The 26,553-nt window shown below is 41.5% G+C and carries 27 protein-coding genes and 1 tRNA gene; 13 read left to right on the top strand and 15 right to left on the bottom strand.

The genetic code is table 11. The annotated features are described in order from the left end of the window. Window positions 1-28 precede the first annotated feature (28 nt). A complete protein-coding gene (locus GSY63_RS15610; protein ID WP_166586736.1) occupies window positions 29-463 on the bottom strand; it encodes a GNAT family N-acetyltransferase in 435 nt (144 codons plus the stop codon). A gap of 96 nt (window positions 464-559) precedes the next feature. Between GSY63_RS15610 and GSY63_RS15605 the strand changes: the two genes are divergently transcribed. The 5 genes from GSY63_RS15605 to GSY63_RS15585 all read left to right on the top strand — a co-directional run bounded on the left by GSY63_RS15605 (window position 560) and on the right by GSY63_RS15585 (window position 9,472). Continuing rightward, window positions 560-1,957 (top strand): MFS transporter, encoded by a 1,398-nt coding sequence (locus tag GSY63_RS15605; RefSeq protein WP_166586735.1) that lies wholly within the window; start codon window positions 560-562, stop codon window positions 1,955-1,957. Window positions 1,958-2,257: 300 nt separating this feature from the next. Further along, window positions 2,258-4,144 carry a glycoside hydrolase family 30 beta sandwich domain-containing protein gene (locus GSY63_RS15600; RefSeq protein ID WP_166586734.1) on the top strand — a complete coding sequence of 629 codons (1,887 nt, stop codon included), beginning with the start codon at window positions 2,258-2,260 and terminating at the stop codon, window positions 4,142-4,144. Window positions 4,145-4,173: 29 nt separating this feature from the next. Then, the gene (locus tag GSY63_RS15595; protein ID WP_166586733.1) at window positions 4,174-5,388 is read left to right on the top strand and encodes a family 16 glycosylhydrolase; all 1,215 of its coding nucleotides are present in this window, start codon (window positions 4,174-4,176) and stop codon (window positions 5,386-5,388) included. Between the two features lie 96 nt (window positions 5,389-5,484). Beyond that, window positions 5,485-6,378, top strand: coding sequence for a hypothetical protein (locus GSY63_RS15590; protein WP_166586732.1), 894 nt, complete (start codon window positions 5,485-5,487; stop codon window positions 6,376-6,378). Between the two features lie 157 nt (window positions 6,379-6,535). Beyond that, window positions 6,536-9,472, top strand: coding sequence for an FAD-binding and (Fe-S)-binding domain-containing protein (locus tag GSY63_RS15585; RefSeq protein WP_166586731.1), 2,937 nt, complete (start codon window positions 6,536-6,538; stop codon window positions 9,470-9,472). Between the two features lie 138 nt (window positions 9,473-9,610). Here the strand turns inward: GSY63_RS15585 and GSY63_RS15580 are convergent, their stop codons facing one another. Continuing rightward, entirely contained in the window at window positions 9,611-10,804 is a 1,194-nt protein-coding gene (locus GSY63_RS15580) for an anhydro-N-acetylmuramic acid kinase (protein ID WP_166586730.1), read from the bottom strand. 212 nt (window positions 10,805-11,016) lie between these two features. On the opposite strand from GSY63_RS15580, the gene GSY63_RS15575 reads away from it, so the two are divergent. Further along, window positions 11,017-11,460: a KTSC domain-containing protein gene (locus GSY63_RS15575; RefSeq protein ID WP_166586729.1), complete on the top strand. Its 444-nt coding sequence runs from the start codon at window positions 11,017-11,019 to the stop codon at window positions 11,458-11,460. An 8-nt stretch (window positions 11,461-11,468) separates the two neighbouring features. Here GSY63_RS15575 and GSY63_RS15570 read toward each other — a convergent pair whose 3' ends face one another. Both GSY63_RS15570 and GSY63_RS15565 read right to left on the bottom strand, forming a co-directional pair. Continuing rightward, complete coding sequence (locus GSY63_RS15570) at window positions 11,469-12,038, bottom strand: hypothetical protein (RefSeq protein ID WP_166586728.1); 570 nt, start codon at window positions 12,036-12,038, stop codon at window positions 11,469-11,471. Between the two features lie 133 nt (window positions 12,039-12,171). After that, the gene (locus tag GSY63_RS15565) at window positions 12,172-12,810 is read right to left on the bottom strand and encodes a hypothetical protein (RefSeq protein ID WP_166586727.1); all 639 of its coding nucleotides are present in this window, start codon (window positions 12,808-12,810) and stop codon (window positions 12,172-12,174) included. Window positions 12,811-13,117: 307 nt separating this feature from the next. On the opposite strand from GSY63_RS15565, the gene GSY63_RS15560 reads away from it, so the two are divergent. After that, a complete protein-coding gene (locus tag GSY63_RS15560) occupies window positions 13,118-13,699 on the top strand; it encodes an HdeD family acid-resistance protein (RefSeq protein ID WP_166586726.1) in 582 nt (193 codons plus the stop codon). A 151-nt stretch (window positions 13,700-13,850) separates the two neighbouring features. Then, window positions 13,851-14,726: an NAD(P)H-binding protein gene (locus tag GSY63_RS15555; RefSeq protein WP_166586725.1), complete on the top strand. Its 876-nt coding sequence runs from the start codon at window positions 13,851-13,853 to the stop codon at window positions 14,724-14,726. Window positions 14,727-14,789: 63 nt separating this feature from the next. On the opposite strand, the gene GSY63_RS15550 is transcribed toward GSY63_RS15555, so the two are convergent. From GSY63_RS15550 to GSY63_RS15530, 5 genes are all read right to left on the bottom strand, one after another. Next, window positions 14,790-16,295: an apolipoprotein N-acyltransferase gene (locus GSY63_RS15550; RefSeq protein ID WP_166586724.1), complete on the bottom strand. Its 1,506-nt coding sequence runs from the start codon at window positions 16,293-16,295 to the stop codon at window positions 14,790-14,792. A 135-nt stretch (window positions 16,296-16,430) separates the two neighbouring features. Continuing rightward, complete coding sequence (locus tag GSY63_RS15545; RefSeq protein WP_166586723.1) at window positions 16,431-16,880, bottom strand: SRPBCC family protein; 450 nt, start codon at window positions 16,878-16,880, stop codon at window positions 16,431-16,433. An 11-nt stretch (window positions 16,881-16,891) separates the two neighbouring features. After that, window positions 16,892-17,215, bottom strand: coding sequence for an ArsR/SmtB family transcription factor (locus GSY63_RS15540; protein WP_166586722.1), 324 nt, complete (start codon window positions 17,213-17,215; stop codon window positions 16,892-16,894). After that, window positions 17,196-17,648, bottom strand: a complete 453-nt coding sequence (locus GSY63_RS15535) for an SRPBCC family protein (protein WP_166586721.1) — start codon at window positions 17,646-17,648, stop codon at window positions 17,196-17,198. Before GSY63_RS15535 ends, GSY63_RS15540 begins: the two co-directional genes overlap by 20 nt. 166 nt (window positions 17,649-17,814) lie before the next feature. Then, a complete protein-coding gene (locus GSY63_RS15530) occupies window positions 17,815-18,393 on the bottom strand; it encodes an HPP family protein (RefSeq protein ID WP_166586720.1) in 579 nt (192 codons plus the stop codon). 151 nt (window positions 18,394-18,544) lie between these two features. On the opposite strand from GSY63_RS15530, the gene GSY63_RS15525 reads away from it, so the two are divergent. Further along, window positions 18,545-18,949, top strand: coding sequence for a RidA family protein (locus GSY63_RS15525; protein WP_166586719.1), 405 nt, complete (start codon window positions 18,545-18,547; stop codon window positions 18,947-18,949). A gap of 69 nt (window positions 18,950-19,018) precedes the next feature. Here the strand turns inward: GSY63_RS15525 and GSY63_RS15520 are convergent. Further along, window positions 19,019-19,091: transfer RNA gene (locus GSY63_RS15520), tRNA-Lys, on the bottom strand. A gap of 435 nt (window positions 19,092-19,526) precedes the next feature. Here GSY63_RS15520 and GSY63_RS15510 point away from each other — a divergent pair. The 3 genes from GSY63_RS15510 (at window position 19,527) to GSY63_RS25010 (ending at window position 20,220) form a co-directional block, all read left to right on the top strand. After that, window positions 19,527-19,727, top strand: a complete 201-nt coding sequence (locus GSY63_RS15510) for a hypothetical protein (protein ID WP_166586717.1) — start codon at window positions 19,527-19,529, stop codon at window positions 19,725-19,727. Window positions 19,728-19,811: 84 nt separating this feature from the next. Next, window positions 19,812-20,117 (top strand): PAS domain-containing protein, encoded by a 306-nt coding sequence (locus GSY63_RS15505; RefSeq protein WP_166586716.1) that lies wholly within the window; start codon window positions 19,812-19,814, stop codon window positions 20,115-20,117. Further along, complete coding sequence (locus GSY63_RS25010; RefSeq protein ID WP_262887366.1) at window positions 20,086-20,220, top strand: hypothetical protein; 135 nt, start codon at window positions 20,086-20,088, stop codon at window positions 20,218-20,220. The genes GSY63_RS15505 and GSY63_RS25010 overlap by 32 nt, the downstream gene beginning before the upstream one ends. Window positions 20,221-20,404: 184 nt before the next feature. On the opposite strand, the gene GSY63_RS15500 is transcribed toward GSY63_RS25010, so the two are convergent. Genes GSY63_RS15500 through GSY63_RS15480 form a run of 5 tightly spaced genes read right to left on the bottom strand, consistent with a single transcriptional unit; the run spans window position 20,405 to window position 25,067 of the window. Continuing rightward, the gene (locus tag GSY63_RS15500; protein WP_166586715.1) at window positions 20,405-21,295 is read right to left on the bottom strand and encodes an NAD-dependent epimerase/dehydratase family protein; all 891 of its coding nucleotides are present in this window, start codon (window positions 21,293-21,295) and stop codon (window positions 20,405-20,407) included. Further along, window positions 21,292-22,281 carry a CgeB family protein gene (locus GSY63_RS15495; RefSeq protein WP_166586714.1) on the bottom strand — a complete coding sequence of 330 codons (990 nt, stop codon included), beginning with the start codon at window positions 22,279-22,281 and terminating at the stop codon, window positions 21,292-21,294. The genes GSY63_RS15500 and GSY63_RS15495 overlap by 4 nt, the downstream gene beginning before the upstream one ends. Window position 22,282: 1 nt before the next feature. After that, a complete protein-coding gene (locus tag GSY63_RS15490) occupies window positions 22,283-23,410 on the bottom strand; it encodes an NAD-dependent epimerase/dehydratase family protein (RefSeq protein ID WP_166586713.1) in 1,128 nt (375 codons plus the stop codon). Between the two features lies 1 nt (window position 23,411). Continuing rightward, entirely contained in the window at window positions 23,412-24,473 is a 1,062-nt protein-coding gene (locus GSY63_RS15485) for a glycosyltransferase family 4 protein (RefSeq protein WP_166586712.1), read from the bottom strand. Between the two features lie 3 nt (window positions 24,474-24,476). Continuing rightward, entirely contained in the window at window positions 24,477-25,067 is a 591-nt protein-coding gene (locus tag GSY63_RS15480; RefSeq protein WP_166586711.1) for a DapH/DapD/GlmU-related protein, read from the bottom strand. Window positions 25,068-25,466: 399 nt separating this feature from the next. Here GSY63_RS15480 and GSY63_RS15475 point away from each other — a divergent pair, with 399 nt between their 5' ends. After that, a complete protein-coding gene (locus GSY63_RS15475; protein WP_166586710.1) occupies window positions 25,467-26,552 on the top strand; it encodes a Wzz/FepE/Etk N-terminal domain-containing protein in 1,086 nt (361 codons plus the stop codon). Window position 26,553 lies beyond the last annotated feature (1 nt).

The raw sequence follows: 26,553 nt of genomic DNA, 5'->3' as shown, positions 1-26,553 counted from the left end.
AGTACAAAAAACTTTTTCGCGTTTTGTTTTATCTCACCCAATTTTCGTAGCTCATCTCAAACTTAATTTCTTTGGTACCGTGCGTTCCTATTTCTACCCATCCCTGTTTGCGGTAAAACGTTTCCGCCTTGGTATTAAAACCAGTCCCCAACCATATGGGCATAGTTGTTTGGCTAAAATACCAATCGAGCATCAAGCAATGTAATTGTTTTCCTATCCCTTTTTCGGCATAGTCAGGCAGTACGAATAACGCCCATACATTATGATCTTTAAGATCTGTAACAGAGAAACCTACTATCCTTTTGTATACTTCACAAACCCAACCTTTTCCGCGAATCGTTAAAAATTCAACATAATCATCATATGTTATCAGAGCCGGATTCGAAAGCACATTTTCCTTTACGGATAATCTTACCTCTGAAATTTGTGGAATGTCAACTATTTGTGCTTCTCTGTAAATCATAATCAATACTTTATGCGTATAGTATTAAAATAATGAACAAAGTTATTTCTTTCGAATCGGATTTTGTTTGTTACTATTATTTGCACAATATTTTAAATGCCGGTTGCTAAACTACCTTTAAGTAAACAGCTTGCTTACGCCTGCGGAATGACCGGATGGAGTATCATGACCAATTTAATTATTGTAATGCTTCCCTTTTTTTATCTACCTCCGGCAAACCGGGGTTTAGTGCCATTTATACCGCAATTGCTTGTATTCGGAGTATTGAATATCATGTCTATAATTGCAGCTTCAGGGCGTTTTTTTGATGCTGTTTACGACCCATTTATTGCCTCGCTAAGTGATAAGAGCGAGAATCCTGAGGGGCGGCGTATTCCTTTTATGAAAAAAGCGATTGTGCCGGCGGTGATATTTTGCTGCTTAACCTTTTATCCGGTTGTTAATCACGAAAGCATGTCGAATGCCGGGTGGCTGGCCTTTACACTAATCGGCTTTTTTATGGGAGCTACCACCTACATTATTCCATACAATGCACTACTGCCCGAATTGGCCGAAAGCGCCGAAGAAAAGATCAATCTGTCGTCGTTACAGCAAGTGGGGTTTGTGATTGGCATTGTGCTTTCAGCAACCGTAAACAATTTTGCCGATGGTCTGCAACTCGTTTTCAATATTGCCAGCAGAGATAACGCGTTACAATACACCATTTGGGGGCTCGCAGGCTTTGCTGGAATAATGATGTCTGTACCGGTGGTATGCATAAACGAAAAGGAATATGCCGGTAGCAAACCCACACACCTCCCCCTGCTTCCTGCCTTACGCAGTACTTTTAGCAATCGTAATTTTAAATATTATCTGATATCCGATTTCTCGTACTACATGGCGCTTAGCATCATCTCGAGCGGATTACTATTTTTTGTTACTGTGTTACTCCACCTGCCCGAATCAATGGGTGGTATTTTAATGGGGACAATGGTTTTAATATCGTTAATCTTCTATCCAGTAGTGAACTACCTATCTAAAAAGATCGGCAAAAAGCCAATAGTATTATTCTCTTTCATGCTGCTGAGCATCATCTTTGTAGCCATTTATTTCCTGGGGAAATTTCCGCTATCGTCAGTCTTACAGGTATACATCCTGGTAATTGCGGCTGCTTTCCCGCTGGCTTCATTAGGAATTCTGCCTAATGCTATCCTGGCAGAAATAGCCCAAAAAGATGCCGAACGCACGGGCGAAAACAGGGAGGGAATGTTCTTTGCGGTTAAGTACCTCTTTGTAAAGTTCGGGCAAACATTAGGCATTGCTTTGTTCACCTTTTTAACCATCTATGGCAAAGATCCGGGTAACGACTACGGCCTCCGGCTTAATGGTTTGTGCGGGTGTGTACTCTGTTTACTGGCAGTTATTTTCTTTAGCCGGTTTCAGGAGGAAAGGTCAGCCAAAGGAGCAAAAAGCTCGTCCGAAAAGTCATTGTCCCGGCAAAAGCACAACGCATAATCTATTGATATTAATATACTTGAACTATCCTGAGTGTTTTTCTTACACTTTTTTTTATTTTTTTCATCTCACTGCTAAATCCTTTTAAGGTAACAAAAACCCAATAATCAAAAGTCCGAAAAAATAAATCATACGTTAACAGATTTTCGGCTATTGCAAATAACAATGCAAGGTTATAAGTTTGTTACAACCAATTATAAACTCTCCGTTTATTGTACTCCCTTTTTTAAATGCCTAACCAGCATAAGGGGAATTTTACGCACCAATTTTTGCCACTTATTTAAATCAACTTAATAAATTATGAGAAGCAATCACAAGCTAAAACTTAGGGTGCTGGCAGCATTACTGTTTCCGGCAATGTTTAACTTTTCGTGTAAAAAGGATGCCGTACAAGGTGGCTCGCCCGAGCTTAAATCTTCGGGCACCGTGGCACGTGCAGCTAATGAAACGGTTAACGTGTGGATGACCACCAGCGACCAGAGCAAACTGCTGCAAGCCCAAGCCAACATTAACTTTGCTGCAGATGCCGGCACCAATTCGACAACAGTGACCGTCGACGAAAATACTTCTTATCAGGGTATCGACGGCTTTGGCTTTTGCCTTACCGGTGGCAGCGCCCAGTTGATTAACGGCATGGGATCTGCCCAAACAAATTTATTGAACGAGCTATTTGCAACCGGCACCGGGCAAATAGGCATCAGCTATTTGCGCATCAGCATCGGGGCATCTGATTTGAGTTCGTCCGACTTTACCTATGATGACAGGCCGGCCGGACAAACAGACAACAGCCTCACCAATTTCAGCATCAGCCAGGAAATGACTGACCTTGTGCCGGTGCTGAAGAAGATCATCGCCATTAATCCAAACATCAAAATATTGGCCACGCCATGGACAGCCCCGGTTTGGATGAAAGTAAATACCACCGGCAATAACGGCTTCACAGGCGGAAGCCTTAACACGGCTTACTACGATGCCTATGCCCGCTATTTTGTAAAATACATACAGGCCATGAAAGCGCAAGGCATAACCATTGACGCTATTACGCCACAAAATGAACCGCTTAACCCTAACAATAACCCAAGCATGGTTATGCAGGCTAATGAAGAAGCTAACTTCATCAAAAACAACCTTGGCCCGCAATTAAGCGCAGCAGGTTTATCAACCAAAATCATCTGCTATGACCACAATGCCGACAGACCCGATTATCCAGAAGCTGTATTGGCAGATGGTGGCGCTAACCCTTATGTAGACGGTTCCGCTTTTCACTTGTACTCGGGTAACATTAGTGCGTTAAGCGACGTGCATAATGCCTACCCTAACAAAAACATTTACTTTACTGAACAATGGATAGGCGCACCAAGTAATTTCGGTGGCGATCTGTCATGGCATGTAAACACGCTCATTATTGGCGCAACCCGCAATTGGAGTCGCAACGTAATTGAGTGGAACCTGGCGGCCGATCCTAACAATAATCCGCACACCGCCGGTGGCTGCAGCACTTGTTTGGGTGGCATCACTATCAGTGGCTCATCAGTAACTGCACGCAATGCGGGTTATTATGTAATAGGTCATGCCTCTAAATTTGTGCGTCCGGGCGCGGTACGGATCTCGTCAAACCTATCTGGCAATATCCAAAACGTAGCGTTTAAAAACAGTGATGGGACCAAGGTGGTAGTTGCCATTAATACCGGCACGGCCAGCCAAAGCTTCAAACTTAAATGGGGTGGCGAATCCTTTACCTATACGCTGCCTGCGGGTGCTGTGGCTACCTTTAAATGGGCAGGAACACAATCAACAGGCAGCTCAATTCCAATTGGCCAAACCATTACCCTCAAAGGATTTAACAATCAGTACGTAAGTAGCGAAAATGGCACACAGGCCATGAATTGCAACCGCGCAACCGCCTCTGCCTGGGAGCAATTTTTAGTGGTTGATGCGGGTGCCGGCAAAGTTGCGCTACAAAGCATGGGCAAGTACGTATCGTCAGAAAACGGCACGCAAGCCATTACCTGTAACCGCACCACTTTTGGTGATTGGGAGAAATTTGACTGGGTACCTACAGCCGACGGCAAGGTAACCTTGCGTGGTAACAACGGTAAGTTTATCAGCAGTGAGAACGGCACGCAGGCCATGACCTGCACCCGTGCCACAGCGTCGGGCTGGGAAGCTTTTGCTATTAACCAATAAACCAATTGTATCACAATAATCTTTCAATTATGAAAAAGCACTTCTTCAATTACTTGAGTATTGCCGCTGTAGTGGCTGGCATGTTGATCACCTCCTGCAAAAAGGACATGAACAATGCAGGCAGCCCGGCCTCGGCAGAATCTACAAGTACTACTCCACGCGCAGCCACCTATCAACTGGTTTGGAGCGACGAGTTTGACGGCAGCAGCGTTGATGGCAGCAAATGGAATATAGATAATGGCAACCCAAATGTTAATAACGAGAAAGAGTATTATCAGGCGGCAAACGCTGCAGTTACGGGCGGCAATTTGGTGATCACCGCCAAAAAGCAAAGTGTGGGCGGGCAACCATATACCTCGGCCAAGTTGAACACATCTGGTAAATTTTCGGTGCAATATGGCCGTATCGAAGCCCGCATTAAAATGCCGATGGTACAGGGAACCTGGCCTGCATTCTGGATGCTGGGCAGCAACATTGGTTCGGTAGGCTGGCCGCAGTGCGGCGAGATTGACATTATGGAGCATGTGAATACCAGTAACACCATTTTGGGCACTATGCACTGGAATAATAATGGGCACGTGCAATATGGCAGCAGCACTAACACTACTCCTGGTGATTACCATGTTTATGCTGTAGAATGGGATGCCAGCGGCATCCGTTGGTATGTAGATAATACCTTGTATGTAACCGGCAACACGGCTAATAACATCAACAACACCGGTGCATTTCAATTACCGTTCTATATTATCTTAAACCTTGCTGTAGGTGGTGATTTACCAGGCCAAACTATTAATGATGGCGGATTGCCAACTACCATGTCCGTTGATTATGTGCGTGTGTATAAATTAACCAATACAAGCACTGCTCCTATTGGCCAAACTATAACTTTAAAGGGTTTCAACAACCAATATGTAAGTGGCGAAAACGGAACCCAGGCCATGAATTGTAACCGCCCTACTGCTTCGACATGGGAACAGTTTACTGTGGTTGATGCTGGTGGAGGCAAAATTGCTTTACAAAGTATGGGCAAATATGTATCGTCAGAAAACGGTACGCAAGCCATTACCTGTAATCGGGCAACATTTAGCGATTGGGAAAAATTTGACTGGGTACCTACCGCAGATGGCAAAGTAACCCTGCGTGGAAACAACGGCAAATTTATCAGCAGCGAAAACGGCACCCAACCTATGACGTGTACCCGAGCCACCGCATCGGGCTGGGAAGCTTTCGGTGTAAATCAGTAAAATCAGTAGCACACACTATACTAACCTTAAATAAAAACAGAACCGGCTCTAACGCCGGTTTTGTTTTATGTATATATTTAGCTTCGTAAACCACTTATGAAACCCTTTATTACCTATTGCTTCTTTTTACTGGCTTTGCTGTGTGCTAATTCATCATTTGCTCAAAATAACGATCGTGTTAAAGTATATTTTGGCAGCGGGTATCAGAACGAGAACTTTCATTGGTCTATTGCGGGTAATTTACAAGGCCAGAATCCCAACGTTTATTCGGAATTGAAATGGCGGGATTTAAAGGGTACCTTACTCACCGCAAACATCAACGCCAATGTTTGGGGCGCACTTTACGTAACAGGCGGCTACTCACGCAGTTTTATTCATTCGGGCAAGGTTAATGATACGGACTATAGCGGAGATAACAGAACCAACCCGGTTTACAACCAAAATTTTGACGACAATAAAGGGTACAGCGATTATTGGAATGTAGGTTTGGCTTATCAGTTATTTAAGCATAGCAAACTCTCACTTCGCCCCGAAGCCGGTTACGCACAAAGCCGTCAGTTTTTATATTTGCTTGATCTAAGCGGTCTGTACCGAAACCTGAACAGCACTTATGCCACTAAATGGAAAGGCCCTTATATAAAGCTGGATGCGCAATGGCACATTAGCCCGGAATTAAGTCTAGATGCTGCAGCGCAGTACACTCAAGCCGATTATAAAGCTGCGGCTGACTGGAATCTCATCACACAATTTAGTCACCCTGTTAGTTATACACATACAGCTAATGGTTATGGAATTGATGCCAACGCTTTTATTACGTACCACTTCACACACTTTTTAGCCGTAAATTTAGGTGGCAGTTATTTTAATTGGGAGACGGGAAATGGAACTGATAGGCTCTATCTCGCAAATGGCCAAACTAATGATACCCAAATGAACGGCGCTTACCGACATGGCTATAATTTGACCGCAGGCATCAACCTACATTATTAGTAGTAGTATTTTTACCAAATGAATAGCATTGATCGGCAAAAGCGATTATAGCTCTTCGTTTTTTTACCATATTTGAACCAAAATACGCACAATCCGGCATCGCTATGTGTTTTACTATACCATAATGCAGGGTACATCGATCTGATAGGACATAAAAATGAATTGGAAGGCATTTGATTTTAAGGGGTTAGCAAAATATTTTTCGGGCGAGTTGTACTACGACGACAGCACATTGCATGAAAGTGTGAAGACTGTTTATGCAACGGATGCTTCTGTTTATCAGGAGTTACCACTTGCCGTGGCACTGCCGCGCACCGCCGAAGATATTAAGCACCTTATCATTTTCGCCAACCGTTATTCGTTAACACTGATCCCTCGCGCTGCCGGCACCTCATTGGCCGGACAGGTTGTGGGCAATGGTGTAGTGGTTGATATTTCTAAATACATGCGTTCGGTAATAGAACTTAATGTAGAAGAAAAATGGGTGCGCGTACAACCCGGCGTTATCCGCGACGATCTGAATGCCTACCTAAAACCATTTGGATTGATGTTCGGGCCCGAAACCTCTACCTCGAGCCGCGCCATGATTGGCGGGATGATCGGGAATAACTCTTGTGGACTCCACTCTATGATATGGGGGGCTACACGTGATAATTTGTTAGAAGTTACCGCCCTGCTATCAGATGCCAGTGAAGTAATTTTTGGCGAGATGACTCCCGAGCAGATTACCCAAAAGAGAACATCCAATGGTCTCGAAGGCCGTATCTATAATAAAACATTGGCCTTGGTCGAGCTGGATAATAATCAGAACGATATCGTTAAAAACTTCCCGAAAAAAGAAGTAACCAGGCGTAATAGCGGCTATGCACTGGATAGCCTGCTGAATATGGTTTTGCAAAATGGTAATATCAACCTCAGCACAATCATTGCCGGTTCGGAAGGCACGCTTTGCGTGGTAACTGAGGCTAAACTGAAACTGTTAGACTTACCCCCAGCTGAAGTTGGTGTAGTAGCTGTGCATTGCACAACCTTGCAGGAATCTTTACGTGCCAACCTTATCGCGGTAAACTCTGGCTGTGCGGCATCTGAATTGGTTGACCATGTAATATTAGAGCAGGCGATTAAAAATCCAGGGCAGGCAGTCAACCGTTTCTTTTTAGAAGGCGCTCCCGAAGCATTGCTACTAGTAGAGTTCTTCTGTGCTACAGAAGATGAGTTATTTAATAAATGCAATACATTAATTGACGCTTTAAAAGAAGCAGGATTGGGCTTTGCGTACCCCATACTTACAGGCGATGATACAAAAAAAGCCTGGGACTTACGCAAGGCCGGCTTAGGTTTATTAAGAAACCTTAAAGGCGACGTTCAGCCCGTAAACCTGATTGAAGACTGTGCGGTGGCCGTTGAGGATCTGCCAAATTATATCCACGATCTCGAAGAATTACTACACAGCCTCGATGTGCCCTACTCTGCCTATGCGCACGCGGGCGCTGGTGAGCTGCACGTGGAACCGATGGTAAACCTGAAGACTGCCGAAGGACAAAAACTCTTTCAACATATATTAGCGGAGACAGCAACGTTGGTAAAAAAATACCGTGGCTCACTATCTGGCGAGCATGGCGACGGTCGCCTTCGTGGACAATACATTAGCTATGTAATGGGCGAGCGGGTTTACGAGTTGTTTAAACAGGTAAAACTCATATTCGATCCGGCAGGAGTTTTTAACAAAGGCAAGATTACGGGTACACCCGGCATGCTGGATAACCTGCGTTTTGAACCCGACCAAAGCAAGCAGGAAGCCCAAACCCTTTTCGATTTTATTGCCGATGAAGGCATGCTGCGCCTCACCGAAAAATGCAGTGGCTCTGGCGATTGCCGGAAAACCGAAGTTACCGGCGGCACCATGTGCCCCAGCTATATGGCTACACGAAATGAAAAAGACACTACCCGCGCGCGTGCTAACATCCTGCGTCAATATCTGAACGAAGCCCCAAAAGCCCTGGGCAAAGGCAAAGCCGCCGACGAAGTAAAAGAGGTATTAGATTTATGCCTAGCCTGCAAAGGTTGCAAAATAGAATGCCCGTCATCGGTTGATATGACTAAGCTACGCGCTGAGTTTTTATATCATTACCAAAAGGAGAATGGTGTCCCGTTACGGTCAAGGCTAATTGGCAATTTCAGCAGCAGCATGAAACTGGCCTCAGGCGTGCCCTCTTTATATAACAGCGCAATAAATACGCCGTTGCTCCGCAAGGCGATTAATAAATTTTCGGGCTTTCACCCTGACCGGTCATTACCCGAGTTGGCCAAGCAAACGTTAAAAAGTTGGTATAAATTGAGGGAGAAAACGTATTGTGAATCATCAAAAACAGTATACCTTTTTTGCGACGAGTTTACCAATTATAACGATGCCGAAGTAGGTAAAAAGGCTATTTTATTATTAGAAAAACTGGGCTACCAGGTTATTATACCCGATCATGCAGATAGCGGCCGGGCCCTCCTGTCCAAAGGGATGCTCGATCAGGCTAAAACGCTTGCCGAAACCAATGTTGATAAACTAAAGGATGTGATCACTGCCGAAACCCCTTTAATCGGGATTGAACCTTCGGCGATATTATCATTCCGCGATGAATATCCGGCATTAGTGAAAGATGAGCTTAAAGCTGACGCCCGTGAACTGAGTAAACACGTTTACCTGTTCGAAGAATGGTTTCATGCGGAAGCCGCGCAAGGCCATATCAGTAAAGAAAGCTTCTCGCAGGCCAATAAGCAAATATCCGTACATGGGCATTGCCACCAAAAGGCCTTATCATCTATGAGCATCTCCAGCGAAGTTCTTAGCTTCCCAGAGAACTATAAGGTAGAAGTAATTCCTTCCGGATGTTGTGGTATGGCAGGCTCATTCGGCTACGAAACAGAACACTACGATGTATCAATGAAAATCGGCAGCCTGGTATTGTTCCCTGCCGTAAAAAAGGCACCGGACACAACCATTATTGCCGCCGCAGGCACTAGCTGCCGCCATCAGATCAAGGATGGTACAAAGCGAATTGCCCTGCATCCAGTAGAGGTTTTGTTTGACGCGTTAGCATAGGCCCAATATGTCATTGCGAGCGATAGCGCGGCAAACTCGTGGTATGTTTCTTCGATATGTATAGCTACAAGGGTGCTTCGTACCTCGCAAGAACATGATTTTAGAACGAGTGGTTTTAGAACGACACAACTCGACGAACTACTTCGGGAAACTAACCTTTCCCATACTTACCGAAGGTAAATTCTCATTATCTCCAAAATCAGTCTTACCTCCCGCCAATGCTTCATTAGCTAAAAGCGCGAATAATACGGCTTCTTTAGCATCGGGATGGATACCCAAGTCAGTTGTTGACTTTATAGGCTTACCAGCATAATCTTCGATATATTTTACCAGTACGGGATTATACATTCCGCCACCGCTGATATAAATTTGATATGATTGATCACTCTGGGTGCAACGTGCAATGGCATCAATAATGCCCTGTGCCGAAAACTTGGCCAATGTGGCCATTATATCCTCATCGCTTAGATGATATTGACCAGATTTGTCGATAGCTTTTTGCAGGTAAGTCAGGCCAAACAGCTCCGGTCCAGTGGTTTTCGGGAAGGGAGCTTCGAAGAAATCGTCGTCCAATAACGCAGCAAGCAAAGCATCATTTACAGTTCCTTTAGATGCTACTTCCGCATTTTTATCATAGTATTTGCCGGGGTAATGTAATTGGATAAACTGGTCCATCAGCGTATTGCCCGGGCCAACATCGGTAGAAAAGAGGCCTTCGGCGGTACTCGCAGGTAAGTATGTAAAGTTGGCTATACCACCTACGTTTAGCATAATGCGGTTTTCTTGTTTGTCGGCAAACATCAGGTAATCGCCATAAAGTGCGAGTGGTGCGCCTTCACCGCCAGCAGCTATGTGTTTCTGCCGAAAATCACTCAACGTGATTATTCCGGTTTTAACCGCCAAATGATCGGCATCCCCTATTTGCAGGGTTGCATTGCCGTAGTGGGCTAATCCGTGCAAGCGTTTGGGCGCGTGGAAAATAGTTTGTCCGTGGCTGGCGATAGCATCTACTTCCGTCACAGACATACCCCATTCGTTCAGGCACTGCAATATCAGTTCGGCATAGTACGATCCGATGAAGGCGTTTAACAATGTAATTCGCTCCAGGTCGGCAGTACGTTTCGCGAAGATTGACTTGAGCTCTTCTTTAAAATCTGCTGTGTAATCTTTAGTAGTAAAATGCAGCACTTTAACCTGCGTATCTGCGCCGCTACCGCTAAATCTGCACAGCGCTATATCCAAACCATCAAAAGAAGTGCCCGACATGAGGCCGATAATATTTCGTACGGGTTTCCCTGCAATATGGTACAGATCTTCGATATTCTGATTCATTTGTATAGGTGTTAAATAGCGTGATGCGATGATAGCCAAAATACAATTAGCATACAATTTAATTTAAGCCAGGCTGCTTTCACTCAACCATTTCTGAAAACCATGAGGTTAATTGCTTATAAATCTGTACCTTTGCAAAAAAATTGCTCTTTGGAGGGGAAGCAGCCTGCTTAGTTCTTTATCGACAATAAAACAAATACGGATTAGAGATCATGAAAAAAATTGTCGACTACAGAAAGCTTTTGGGCGTAACCGCTGATGCAGAATTGCAGGAATTAAAATCGGTTTACCGCAGCCTGATGAAAACCTGGCACCCGGATAAATTTCAGGACGAAAGCAAAATCGAAGCTGAAGAAAAGAGCAAAACCATTATCGAAGCATACCACTTTTTGGTAAGCATTGCCCCCGAAACATTAGAGCAAACACTGGCTGACTACACCCTTACTACCACTACCTCTGGCATTGCTGATTTTGAATATAAGCAACAAACCCTAACCATCAACTTTACCGACGGTAATACCTACGAGTACTTTGATGTGCCACGAGCAGCCTATATCAAATTCATTAATTCAGACTCTCCGGGACGCTTTGCCCGCCGCCATATTTTTAACGAATATGTTTACAGAAGCACCAGCAAACTGGTAGCCACTGCTTAAGCATTCGCCTAATAATATAAGAACAAACGGTAAATATAAGTAAGCTCGTACACAAAGAAAGCTACAGCCAATACGGCGTGGAATTTTCTGTTGGTGCTATACATTAAGCATATACAAAGTATAATGTGGCTAATGTTGCGCGCGGGATACTCCCAATCGTAATGGGTTAGGTAATAAGCCTTGCCTTTAACCAGGGTGTCGATAAAATCGAGCATGTAGGTTAAACCGAGTGCCCCGAATATCCATTTACGGCGCGAGTAGTAATAGGTAAAATAACTCTTATATTCTTCGAGATGATCGGGCAATAGCAGTGAACACACAAAGTAATACACTGATATATAGAAGAAGAGGAAGAAATACAACTCAAAATTCCAATGGGTAATTAAACGCAGGTGCGACTCCCACCACCAAAAGTGCATAATAAGCAGCAACACATAAACACACCAAATTAAGTGCACCCAATAGGGCTTGGTTAGTTTGGGATGCTGTACAAATTTGATGATGCCTTTTAACAGATGGGTAATACTTAAACCTAAAATGATACCCAGTATGGTTTTTATATGGTCAAATGCACCCATAGTAAGAATTTAGTACTTAAATATGCTAAAATTCAGGGAGTTTACCATCAGTATTAAAACAAACTAAATACTAACGCCCCTTTCTAATTTAAAAAGAGGCGTTAGCGAATCGTGGGTCGGTTGTGGTTTATTACTATCCTTTCTGGGCCTTTTTCTCCTGCATCTTCTCTTTTATAGCTGCTTTCATTTCTTCCTGATGTTTCTCGTATATCGCATACTGATCGGGGGTTAGCACCTTTTTCAAAGCCTCGCTTTTATCCTTCGAATCGCTCTTTAGCGCTTTGCCAGCCTTCATCTTGGCCATCTTTCTGTTGGCTTGCTTCATTTTACCCATATCGCTCATCATTTCAGCCGTAGCTTTTTGATTAATGGCGTAAACCTGCGGCACCTGTGCATCGGTGAGGCTTAGCTGTGCGGTCATCACCTTGGTTTGCAGATCAACTATTTGCGCCATCCTGTGCTCCTGAAATAATTTCTGTTGATCAGGAGTTAACAGTGGCTTCAATCCTGCATTACGTTGTTTCATAATACCCACCACTTCTTTAGCTAGAGCCTTGCCGCGGAAACTGGTATCCGCTTTAGCCTTTTTACCCGTTGCAATAAGCGAAGTCGCTGCAGTTTTATTCAGGGCCAGGGCGCTCGTCTTCTGCTGATCTGTTAAATGCAGGTAGCCGAGGCTATCCGTCATAACGGTTGCAATTTTAGTTACTGCGGCGGTTTGCGCCATCGCTCCGCTACAAACCATTAACAGCGTACCTATTAACAGGGGCACTGTTATACTTTTTAACTTTTTGTACAACATCTTAATACGCTTTTGTTAGATGAAATAATATAGACCTTCGATGCACTTCTCTAATTATCGATTGAAGCACATACAAGTGTACAAGTACTTTTATTAACCAAGCGAAATACAGGCTATCAACAAGTTGCAGTTTACAAACTGAAACATAATGAACACGCTACGCACTAAATTTTACCGTAAATTTAGGTGAGCAATTACAAAAGGATATGACAAAATGGATGGTCTTTTCAACCTCTCGCATTTAACTAAATATTAACCTTACTCAATCCGATTCATTATGGCTAAGAAGCTAATCAGCGAACTCGAACGCAGTACCCAAAACTGGTGGTTATTATTAATTGCCGGCATTATCTTTATTTTGGTGGGAGTAATTACCGTAGCCTATCCCATATCAACTTATCTCACATTCGCCACCTTTTTTGGTTTTACAATTTTAATAGGGGGTATTTTAAAAGTAGCATTTGCAATCAGCAATAGGGATAGCCTCACCGGTTGGGGTTGGAATCTGGTAGCCGGTTTCGTATCATTAATACTTGGTGTAATACTTGTTAACGCACCTGCTACAACTATGGTTGTGTTGCCCTACATACTTGGCTTTTATATCTTATACGCTGGCGGCATGTTAATTAGTGTGGGTATCGACGAAAGTCACCTACACGTTAACGGCTCAAAAGCGATCATTACCGGCGGCATTATTACCCTGTTGATAGGCATAGGCATTTTGATAAAGCCCGCTTTTGCGGTGGCATTTCTAATCTCGCTTATTGGCATTTCATTTATAGCCGAAGGAATTACTTATTGCTTCTTCGCCTTCAAAATTAATCAGGCAAGGCACAGGATACATGAACTTATTGGCTGAGTTGGTCTCAGTTGGGTGTCGAGAAAAGCTCATATAACCAACGTTCTATGAGCTTTTTTAATTTGCTAAAAACTCCTATTGATTAAACAGAAAAGGCCGCAGTAGTAAACTTTGAGGCACGGATCTTTGTTGCATTACAAAACCAACACTCATGAAAATTATAGTAACAGGTTCACTAGGAAACATTAGCAAGCCGCTGGCCGAAGAGCTGATACAAAAAGGCCATAACATTACGGTGATAAGCAGTAAGGCAGAAAAACAAAAGGATATTGAGACACTCGGCGCAACTGCAGCCATCGGTTCTCTCAACGATGCTGATTTTCTTACGGCTACATTTACCGGAGCAGATGCCGTTTATGCTATGGTGCCGCCAAATTTAGGTGTGTCGGATTCTAGAGCATATTATCGCGAGATTGGCAATGCTTATGCGCAGGCCGTTAAAGCTTCGGGCGTAAAGCGCGTGGTACACCTCAGTAGCATAGGCGCCGACTTAGATAAGGGAACAGGCTTTATACTTGGCTCGCATGATGTAGAGGGGATATTGAATGAATTGAACGATGTAAACCTTACCCACCTTCGCCCAGGTTATTTCTACCTTAATTTGTATGGCTTTACCGATATGATTAAAGGCATGGGGATTATCGGCACAAACTATGGTGGCGACGACAAAATGGTAATGGTGCATCCAACAGATATTTCTCTAGCCGCAGCTGAAGAGCTGCAAGCTAGTCCTGGCCAAAAGATGAGGTATGTTGTGAGCGATGTACGTACAGCCAATGAAACTGCCCAAATTATAGGCAAGGCTATCGGTAAGCCCGATTTAAAATGGCTCGCCTTTACCAATGAGCAGATGGCGGATGGTATGGAAAAAAGCGGCGTACCGGCACATGTAATTCCAAACTTTGTTGAAATGGGCGCCAGTATGCACAGCGGGATACTTTATAAAGATTACGAAGCACATAACCCAGCATCGATGGGCAAAGTAAAAATAGAAGACTTTGCCAAAGAATTTGCATCTGCTTTTTAAAAGATGCATAGTTGAGAAATCCAAAAGCCTTCAATGTTTATGATCTTTGAAGGCTTTTTTAATTTACGCAGTCTCCGTTTGTGGCTGACGGCTTTTATCTTTTCCGGCTCTCGATTTTGCAAATCCTACGGCGACCATTACAACAACTGCAATCACATTTAATTTTCCGAACCAGTCACCATACCGCGTATAAAACGTGGGGCCACTTTTGAGCGGAACAGCACCAATCAGACTAGCGGCTTTATCATTTGCCGAACTGCTTTCAAACGTTACTCTGCCGTAAGCGTCGTTAATAGTCAATCTACCTCGTCGGGCACACCTTACCTGGGCAAAGCCATTTTCTACACTTCGCAAAATTGCCATGCGCGAGTGTAGCCAATCGTCCACCACAAAATCCCAGGCCGGAACGAATAACACTTTCGGGGCCGCTTCGCCATATTGTCTGATATAATCTGGAAAATCCAAATCCTTACAAATAGCAACTCCAAGGCGCGAGCCATTGAACCCGAACAGACCGATTTTATTACCCGACGCAAATTGCGACTCGAGTACCGGCACTAAATACTTTTTATTGTAATTAACCTGAATATTTCCATTAGCATCGAAAACCATTGCCGAGTTACGTTCCCGATCCTTACCCTTGTCAGTATACCCCACAATGATATAAACATGATTCCTTTTAGCTGCTGCACTTAAAATGCTTTGCAAACTATCGGCCCAAACCGGGTTTATACCAATTGAACGTTCTGGCAACAATATCAGTTTAACACCTTTTGCAGCGAGTACGTCTATTTGCTTTTCGTAGGCCAGTGCCACTTGCTTTTCCCGTTGATACCCTGGGTTGTCCGAATTGCTGTGCGCTTTTTCATCTAAAACAACCAAGCCAACCGGTACATTATCAGACGAAGTTTGTTTAGTTGACCTGATAAAGCCAAATAAGAACACCCCTCCTATTAACACTGCCGATACAAGCAAAATTCTTTTATAAATAGTTCTTTCGCGCCGATAAAGCCAGACAAGTGTGATAGCCGAGGGGATAAAAAGCGCCATAAACGTAATACCAAGAATACCTGTTACGGATGCGATCTGTATCAACGGTACGCAATTCATCTGTGTGTAGGCAACGCTTGCCGCAGTGCCGTGAGGCGACGACTGCATAAACAAATATTCGAACACTGTAAAAATGGCGGGGAATGCAAACACGCTATACCAGGCATTCAACCTTAGCACACACCACCTTGCAAGGCATACTATTAAGGCAAATATGAGGGGTAATAAAAGGGTGAATATAATTGCCGGGATAGTGGTAGCCACCCGTTCCAGATAGGCATACCAACTTAGGCGACCAATTAGATAAGCAACGAATGCAGCAAAGAAAGCTACCTTTCCATTCGATTTTAATGAGACCAATAAAACAGGTACTGGTGCCAGCCAAAACAGCAACCAGAAGTTACCGTTTAAGCCAATTGAAAAATACCAGCTTAAACCCGATAAAAGAATACTTCCAATTACCCAGAGTGGCTCAACACCCTGTCCAGTGGTTTGATTATCAATTGCTTGTGCTTTCATCGACATAGTAACACAAATATAAATGCAGAAAAAGAACCGATAGTTGACAATTGTCAATAAATGCAGAAAACCTGATATACCAGAAAAGGCCTTCAACAATTACAGAAGGCCTTTTAAAATGCGTAAACCATACTATTATTCTTCTAAAGGGTTAGGTTCACCTTTACCCGTGGTAATCAAATCGTAAAGGCTTCCTTTAAGGTAACCGGTCCAGGCTTCAAAGCAAATATCATAGCATTCATACGCCGGCACCAGGCCCCATTGGGTAAAATGGAGTTGTGTTTTGCCATCTTTTTCGGAGATGTCGAACTCAATTTTATTACCTATCCACTCGGTTTTATCCTCTGTGAAACTAAAATAGTTATCGAGTACCAACCAAACTACTTTTTGATTGGGTATTACTTCTATTAACTTCATGGTACACTTATGCAGTTCCCAGCGTTGATAGGTAAACTCGTCGTTAAGTTTAGCTGTGCCGCCATCAATCCTTTCGGACCACCATCCCCTAACATTGGTAACGGCGTTAAACACTTGTTCAGGAGTTTGATCTACCGAAAAAGTAAGATTAAAATCAGGTGTTGTCATCTGTCTATTTTTCAGTTGGGTAATTTGTTGTTTAATAAAGATTCCAGCTTTTTCAGTTTCGATGCCCAGAAGGCGTCGAAGTAGGTGAGCCAGCGTTGCAGTTCTTCAAAGCCATCTTTTTTCAACGTGCAATAACGTTCGCGGCCGACGTCTTCAATACCAATAAAACCAGCAGTGTGCAGTATTTTAATGTGCTTTGATACGGCGGGGCGGCTCATATCGAAATTATCTGCCAGGTTATTGATAGTCATCCGGTCGTCGCATAGCAGCATCAACATCCTTCTCCGGCTCGGGTCTGCAATTACCTGGAAAGCATCAAGCGTTGGCGTTGGCATCTTTTTCGGTATTTAAGTGATTAGCCATTTTCTGTAAGTTCTTGATCCAACCATCGGCAAGGCCATTGTAGAATACCAGATTCTCAGGACGGGCAAAACCACTGTGCTCTAAGAAAAGCGTAGTCCCTTTTTCAGTCGCTTCTAACTTCCACTCCACTACAGACTCGAGCGTAATCTCACCATCACCCGGTCCGCTCTTCCACGAATAAGAGAGCTTTTCGAATGGTTCTATCTCTAATACCTTACAATAAAAAATACCGTCGAAATCAAGGCTCGGTATGGGGTTAGTCCGAAATTGAAAGTCGAACCCTACGATGGGTTGAAAATCATTCCGCATAAGCCAAAGCTGCATCAACTCGGGCTTGGTTAGATATTCCCATACGGCCTGTGGCGGATGCGGGAACAAAAACTGATGTCTGATAACTTGTGTCATAATAGGTAACTTTTGAGTTACTCAAATATATACGTAACTTCTGGGTTACGCAATATTTTTTTAAATTATTTTTTGGAGCCGATATGGAAAAGCAACCAGCAATTGTTCCGTTTAAAAAACCAGAAGATCGTCAAACTAAGGCTTGCGCCCCTTCGTGAAAATCGGTTTAATACTTCCGTTTCCAAACCTTATACCAATGCTTATTTTTAGGATAACTACGATGAGAAGTGGCGTTATTACAAACAATAGCCACTAACAATAATATCATTACCCCGCTAAATACGGGGCTAAGTACATATAAAAACCCAAGCGACTGTATTTTGGCCGACGGTAAAGTAGCAATGAGCGCGGTTGCCCCACCCGGAGGATGCAGTGTTTGGGTAATTTGCATCATTACAATAGAAAGTGAAACGGCCAGTGCGCTTGAAAGCCAAGGTGGGCCGGGAACAACTTTATACGTCAGCACACCTATAAATGCCGATATTACATGCCCTCCTATTAAATTCCGTGGTTGCGCCAACGGACTATTAATGATACCGTAAATCAACACAGACGAGGCTCCGAAAGAACCGATTAAAAATATATTCGCCTCACCTGGTAAATAATAGCTGTTTAAAAACCCTATCAGACCAATTCCCGAAAATGCCCCTATAAAAGTCCATATGTGTTCCCTAAAATCAATTAGCGTTTCGGTGTACACTATCCTTTTGGCACTATGATACCTTCTTTTAATATAATGGCGCATTTAACATTGGTATTAGATTTATGTTGATCTGTTAGAAAAATGTGAGGGGGCAAAAATAACCAAAACCCGGCGAAACCAGCTGTCCAGAAGATTATGCTTTTCGGTTACAGATATTTTATATTTGATATAGAAACCATAATCACTTAACAATATGAAAGTTAACAACTTTAACACCCTCAAAGTTCCACGCAGTAACACAGTTTTTCCTCAAGCGGTAATAGCAGGCGATTTCGTATTTGTTTCGGGCACTACAGGAGTAGATCCTGCAACTGGTAAATTAATAGAGGGCGGTTATGAGTCGCAAGTAAAACAGGCGTTTATCAATATCAGCACAATTTTGGAGGAAGCCGGAAGCAGTATAACAAACGTAATAAAAACCACGGTTTTTATGGTTAGCGGCGAAGACCCAACTTTTAACATTATCAATAAATACTACAGTGAATTTTTCCCAGATTCGCCTCCTGCACGCAGCGCACCGCAGGTAATGCCATTTCCGGGCGGCATATTGTTTTCTATTGAATGCATTGCGGTGTTGAATAATATTAAGGTGAGATAAGGCGGAAATCCTATGCGGCTAAAACAAAAAAGCCTTAAATCTTTCGACTTAAGGCTTTCTGTTTTCCTGTGATCCCGCTGGGATTCGAACCCAGGACCACTACATTAAAAGTGTAATGCTCTACCAGCTGAGCTACGGAATCATCTAATCGTTTCCGATTAAGGAGGTGCAAATATAGGATTATTGCCCGTACCTTAAAAGGTTTTTTTTATAGTTTCTAAAACTCCCTCATTTACTGGACAAAAGATTACAAAAACAGGTTGATCGTCGGTTAATTTTCGTGTACTTTAAGATCTCCTAATTCATTAGTGGCCATGCTTACTATTTTAGGGTACAACATGCTTCGTCAAACCTCTCTCGAAAGAACTTATTATTGTTAACCATTATCGCGTTCCTATTTGGGCTGTCGGTCTGGTTTTACATTAAAAGTGTACGCACGGCAACATCGAGTTACGAAAACCTGTTTAATAGCAGCCCGCTCGCCATTTATATTATGACCAAAGGCAGTTTAAAAATATTAAATGTAAACAAGGCCATGGTTAAACTTAATGGCTAGACCGAGAAAGGGTTCTTAAAAATGACAGCCCTTGATATAAGCCTCGAAGAATACCACGAATCTTTTAAGAGATATGTAGGAAATGAAAAAGAACCCGACGAATCAGGCAAATCATTGCATCAGAAAAAGAATGGCGAGAAATTTTATGTAAGGTTAAATTCCCACGACATTCCATTAATAAAGCGTGATGCGGTGCTGGTGATGATTACGGATATTGATTAGAACATTAAAACGAGACACGCATTGGTGAATCACTGCATTTATACAAAGCCGAAAACCAGGCAACAAATGATGTAATTGGGGATTATGACCCTGCTGGAAAACAAAATTACTTGGATGCAGGGCTTCGAAGAAATTTATGGTTCCCCTGAAGAAAACCGGCCATATGCGGATGTTATATCCAGCAAACAAAAAGACTGGATACTAGAATATCGATTTAGATGCGCAGACGGGACTATAAAACATATAAGAGACCACGGCCTTTCGGTTTTTAACAAGGCCGGTGAACCAATCCGCCTCATTGGCGCTATGCAGGACATTGATAAGCAAAAACGGTATAAACAGGAATTGGTGAGCCGCAATGAAACAATTGGAAGAAGTTACCTGGATTAATTCTTACGAGGTAAGACGCCCTCTCTCCAACATCCTGGCCTTGGCCCGTATGATCAAAGAATACCCCAACCCATCTGACGAACTGAGCACACTGATGGAGTAACTCTATAACTCATCACAAGAGCTGGAAAATGCGGTTAACTTGATTACAAGCGGACTAGTGCGGAGGTATAAGAGGCACATGTAAATTTAGCCATTTTACGTTCGTTATAGATGCTGCTCTTTTCCCGGATGAAAAGAACTATAAAAAAAGACGATTAGGAATAATTACCAGTTATTTGAAAGAGCTATTTTATCCGAAATCGATCTAAAACGGGGGTTGGGTTCCACTCGAAAGTTTTAACTGCTTTACTATCATCAAAAGTTAGATCAGATATAATTTTATTTAATTTTCGAGAGTTAATAGGGGCTTGGTCTCCTATTAGATCTCCCAGTAACGCTATTATTTTTGCCGCAAATAATGGAATGCTTGCTGGTTTTGCCTTAAGCAATTGTTTTGCAATTTTACCAGAAAGCTCGTAAAAGCTGGGATGAAAACGATCCGTCAAATTGTAAGTACCTCCAATTTTGGCTATTACCGGAATCATCTTAGCTACGTCTTCCGCCAATACTATACTTTTTTTCGCTTTTCCACCTGCTATATTGAAATAGTAACCTTTTTCTATACCTTTTATCATTGCCCTTAAGTTTCCAGGAGGATTAGCACCTGCTAATAAAGGCAATCTGAGTATTGTACAAATTACACCATTTTTTACACACCAATCTTCAACTATTTTCTCTGCCTGTATTTTACTCATTCCATAAGGATCCTCTGCCAACAAGGGAGCATCCTCGGCTATCAGGCGACCTGTTTCAACTCCATAAACCGCTACTGAGCTTATAAAAACAATATACTGAGGCAATTGCAGGGCAGTTTCTAATCCATTAAGTAAATTTTGGGTACCAGTAACATTTACAGCGAAGAAATCTTGTTTGTCAGCTTGTGTTCTTGGTACAAAGTGAGCTTTACCGGCAGCATGAACTACTAAGTTTATGGCTGGCAATACAGGCTTGTCTGTTTGTAGATCACAAATTATATCCATCTTAGCACTTCTGCCCAGCGTAATTACTGGCTGATTATTAAGTTTTGATTTAATAATACTGCCTAAGAACCCATTAGCCCCCGTCAATAAGATCATAAAATATCAAATATTTCTTTAATCCAACCCTCTATACTATATTTGTATAATATTTCTGAGGGCAGGTCTGTAACTTCGTTGTTTAAAAAATCTAGGCTTATTTCAAGGTTTTGCCTATCTATTACTAAAATGTTTTGTGGATCATAAAAGTCATATTTCATAACTTCCTGGTTAAGGGTAATAAGCTTTCTGCCAGCTCCTAATGTTTCCAAAGTTCGCATTGTTAACCCCGTTTGCTTAGGATGATTAATATCTAACACTGCTTTGGTTTCTGACATCAGTTTTGCGATATCAGTATGATTGAGCGCTTTGAAGGATATGTCAGAGTAGCTAACATTTTTAAAGGTTTTAACGAAGGCTTTTTTTGTATAATATAAAACCTTGCTGCTTAAATAAAAATACATTTTCTTTCTATGAGGTAGTATGCCTTTAGTGGCAGTTTTAACCAAATGATATCTATCAGTATGGGCAGTACCAATAAACAATATATCATATTTATCGACATCCTTTTTCTTATCCCTTTTATAAACGTCAGTATAAAATAAAGCCCTTAGTTTTAACTTATACTTTTCGGCATCGTTAAAATCAAATGTAAATTTATCATCAAATAAAGGTAATAGCTCTACATTTTGCCTTCTGTTATCAAAAGAGTCCCACATGTAAAGAATACATTTAGCATTTGGAAATGCTTCACGAAAATCTTTGAGAATAGTTTTTGATATTGCTTCCGGATTTACAAAAAATAAGTAATCGATATGCTGTTTGCCTAAATCCTTCAGGATTTTCTGATAGTATTTTTCAATCTTGCTTTTGAGAAATTTCTTATTAATCCTGATCAAACCTTTCGACAGGAAATCATTCCCGGGCCTATCATCATACCAAACTACATTAGCCCCAAGTTTTTCCAAAGCTCTCTTGATCTCTAACTCGTACGAGAAGAATTTAGGACAAAATAACAATACAGATTCATTTTGTAAATCCTTCATATTACTTATACAAACCTTTCGCTCTCATCTCGTCAATAGATCGTTGGTAATTATCCTCTTCTATAGCCTGAGCGTTTACCCAGTTTGTAAATCGCTCGATACCTTTTTCGAAAGTAAACATTGGCTCAAAACCCAGCTTTGATTTGATCTTGCTTATATCTGCATAATTATGCCTGATATCTCCCAATCTGTAATTACCGGAAACAGATAAAGGCGTGTTTGTTTTGTAGTTCCTTACCAAAGTATCGGCAACCGTAAGTACATCTACAGGGATGCCCATACCAACGTTAAACACTTCATTATCGGCTTCGTTTTTCTCTATACCTAAAATAGTTGCATTAACTACATCATCTATATACACAAAATCGCGGCTTTCTTTTCCGTCCTCAAAAATATTGATGCCGTTGTTATTTTTTATTTGTGTGGAAAAGATGGATAAAATCCCGGTATAAGGATTTTTTAAAGATTGCCCCGGGCCATAAACATTCTGGTATCTGAACGCGACCGCAGCAACGCCTATTGACTGGCACACTGTCATGATCATTTGCTCCTGATTTTGCTTGGTTATACCATACACAGATGAAGGATGAATCTTTGAACCCTCATCTGTAGGCATTAGTAACACATTTTCGCCATTATATTTAATCTCAAAATCCCCCTTATCCATATCTAAGGCAGAACGCTGGCCCGGATATACGATGCCGCCATCTTTTAACTGGTATTTCCCTTCGCCATATATAGAACGAGAGGATGCTAGTACTACCTTTTTTACAGTATGCTTTTGGTTTGTTAAAATATCAAGTAATATGGCTGTGCCGGCAATATTAACATCAACATACTTTTTAATTTCATACATAGACTGACCAGTACCAGTTTCTGCTGCCAAATGCACAACTATATCCTGCCCATCCAGTGCCTTTTTCCAGTCTGCTTCTGACGTAACGGTTCCGTGGATAAAAGTTACTTTATCTTTTATGCTAATAAATAATGGTGAACCCGTTTCTGGTTCATCGCCGTGTATCTGAGGTGAAAGGTTATCCAATGCGGTAATATCATGACCTAAATCGATCAGTTTCAAAGCCAAATTAGACCCGATGAACCCAGCGCCTCCCGTAATTAAAATTTTCATATTATATATTTGAAAAATCGAGTGTCTCTTGTACACATTTGTCCCACGAGAACCTTGATGCTATGACAATTCCTTCCTGTATTAATACCTCTTTTACGCTATCCTTTTCCAACGACATAATTGCCCTGCCAAAATCCTTTACGTTTAATCCATTATTTAATAATGCGGCATTATTGGCGACCTCTCTAATAACCGGTATATCTTGGGCCACTACGGGACACTTAGTTTTAAACGCTTCAATTATCGGTATGCCAAATCCCTCATAGCTCGACGGATATAACAAGCAATGCGCAATGTTATAAATCTCATTTAATTCATCGTTTGAAACATTTCCCAGAAAGACGTATCTATCTTTTAACTTACTATCCAATGCCTTCTGCTCCGATGAATTTAATGGATTACCAACTATCAGCAATTTGTAGTTTATCGGCAGGCTGTTTACCACTTCTATAGCAAAGTCAAAGTTTTTGTACTGCGTTCTATGCCCGATATATAAAACATGAGCGTAGCTATCAGATAGTCGAAGTTTTTGCTTAAGGCTCTCTTTTACATCTATAACTGAAAATATATCTGATACACCATTATAAATAACCGAAATTTCTTTGCCTGCTAACAAGTGCGGGAAATAAGTAAGCAGATCGTTCTTCGTACTATTGGATATGCATATTATTTTTTTTGAATGCTTAATAGCAAGCCCTTTTTGCCTGTGGTGAACCGCCACAGCAATACCTTTACCAAACTTTTCATAAGTAAAATCATGAACGGTGGTAATGTTGGTAATGTTTTTTTGCCTAGTGTAGCGATAATATGATGAATGTAATATACCTTCATCCTTTAAATTAACGATTATAGGTGAATAACGTAATAATTTAAGCGGAAGCTTCTCGATTATGACCGGCGATAACTTAAGGCTATTTGAAATTATATTTGAAGTTGATGTATCTGGATTTATAAAACTTACATCCTGTAGGCCATTAAGCCGTTTTACTAGTTCGCCCCAATATACCGAACCACCACCCGACCGCTGCAAATAAAATATGATGTTATCTAAATATCTATGCATTACTTAAACTTTTTCCCACCTTCCAGTATCCTCATCAAACTTTTTTATCACTTTGGCCGGGGCGCCAACTGCTATACTCATAGCGGGAACATTTTTTGTTACTACCGCATTTGCGCCAATAATGGCTCCGAAACCTATTGTGACGCCTGGCAGCACACAAACACCTTCTCCAAGCCAAACATTATCTTCTATAATGACATGTTTAAAAAATAAGAGCCTTGCTACCGGTATATCAAACGGCGAGTTATACTCATCTGGGCCATATCTACCATGCGAAGTGTCTGATATATAGACCCTGCTTGCTATTAATACATTATCGCCTATAGTAACATTATTGCCAGCGGTGATATGGACGTAATCGTTCATTTGGATATTTTTTCCGAGGCGAAGCAATTTTGTATGTGTACCGGGTGAGTCAACAGCTTCAATCCTGCATCCGAAACCAGTTGTTAAACCTTCTTCTATTGCAATAAGGTGTTTGTTTCTTATATCAAAGGGAAGTCTTATAAGGCGCGCATCTCTGTAAAAAATTTTTGTATAAATCAGTGAGCATAAAAGTCTCCAAACGCCGACTATACCATATTTTCTAAACATATTTATATAACAATAATCGAGAACGGTTTAAGTTTTTTCTAATAAACTGTATTAATTTAGTTCACTTATTTAGCTGCAAAAGTAAATTTTTAATTAGAATTATTTAATTTATGTTAAACATACATACACCTAAACATTAGTTAATGCAATGGGCAGCACAACATGCTTATTAGCAATAGGTGTCAATAACAAAGTGGAGAAGAGGATTTATTTCAATTCCCAAAAACGTGATACTAACAATTTTTATATCTTTGTATCCATTTTATTGCCTCTAACGTGTTTAAACTTAGCATCACATAATCTCATGAATGTATTTGAATTATTCTTTATCGACATAATCTCTGCAAACATCTAAATTTACCAATTCCAACTACATCTTACTTTAGCGAGGCTATTATAATGACAAATACTACATCTGTTAACGATACAGATCAAGTTAAAGAAGTTTCTTTAAAGGAACTGATCCTGAAATTCAGAAGCTTTTTGCGCTACCTGAAATCAAAGAAAATATTAATTATAAGTATCGCATTTATATGTGGCTGTTTAGGCTTCGTTTATGCCTTTATAAAAGAGCCTACCTATAAAGCCAATCTTATTTTTGCATTAGAAGACGATAAGTCTGGTGGGGGCCTAGGCGGAGCTTTTGGTTTGGCAAGCCAATTTGGGTTCGATTTAGGAAGCAGTGGAGGTGGCGCCTTTTCAGGCGATAACCTGCTTCAGCTTTTAAAATCACGATCTATGATCGAAAAGACTTTGCTAAGTGAAGTTACGATAAAAAACAAGAATGAATCATTGGCTGATTATTATATTTCTTTCAATAAGCTTAGAGATGCCTGGAAAGATAAGCCTAAGTTGAAAAATATAAGTTTTCTTCCCAATTATGACAGGACAAAATTCTCCCTTCAACAAGACAGCGTTTTAGGAGAACTTTACAGTGCACTTGCAGCTAAAAACCTTACCGTTGACAAAGCAGACAAAAAACTCAGTATTATAACAGTAAGTGTAACAACTGAAAACGAGCTATTTTCTAAACTTTTTGCCGAAAAGCTGGTAGAAACAGTGTCTGATTTTTATATCGCTACTAAAACCAAAAAATCTGTCCAAAACGTAAACATCTTACAAAATCAAACAGATAGTGTTAAAAGGCGCCTTAACAGCACAATAACAGGGATAGCCTCGTTAAATGATGCCAATCCCAATATTAATCCTTCCAGGCTGGTATTAAAAGCAACTTCGCAGCAAAAGCAAGTTGATGTTCAGGCAAGTACAGCTGTTTTAACACAACTGGTGGCTAATTTAGAACTCGCAAAGGTGTCATTAAGAAAAGAAACACCATTGATTCAAATCATCGATTCGCCAATATTGCCACTTGAGAAACATAGATTAGGTAGAATAAAGTCAGGAATATTAGGTGGCTTTGTAGGAGCATTTGCGGTAATTTTCGCATTGATGATTGGCCGTGTTTACAAGAAAGTTATGGCTTAAA

The sequence above is a fragment of the Mucilaginibacter agri genome (genome assembly GCF_009928685.1).
Classification (GTDB): Bacteria; Bacteroidota; Bacteroidia; order Sphingobacteriales; family Sphingobacteriaceae; genus Mucilaginibacter; species Mucilaginibacter agri.
Note: the sequence above shows the minus strand (reverse complement) of the source record. Positions and strands in the feature narration are given on the sequence as shown.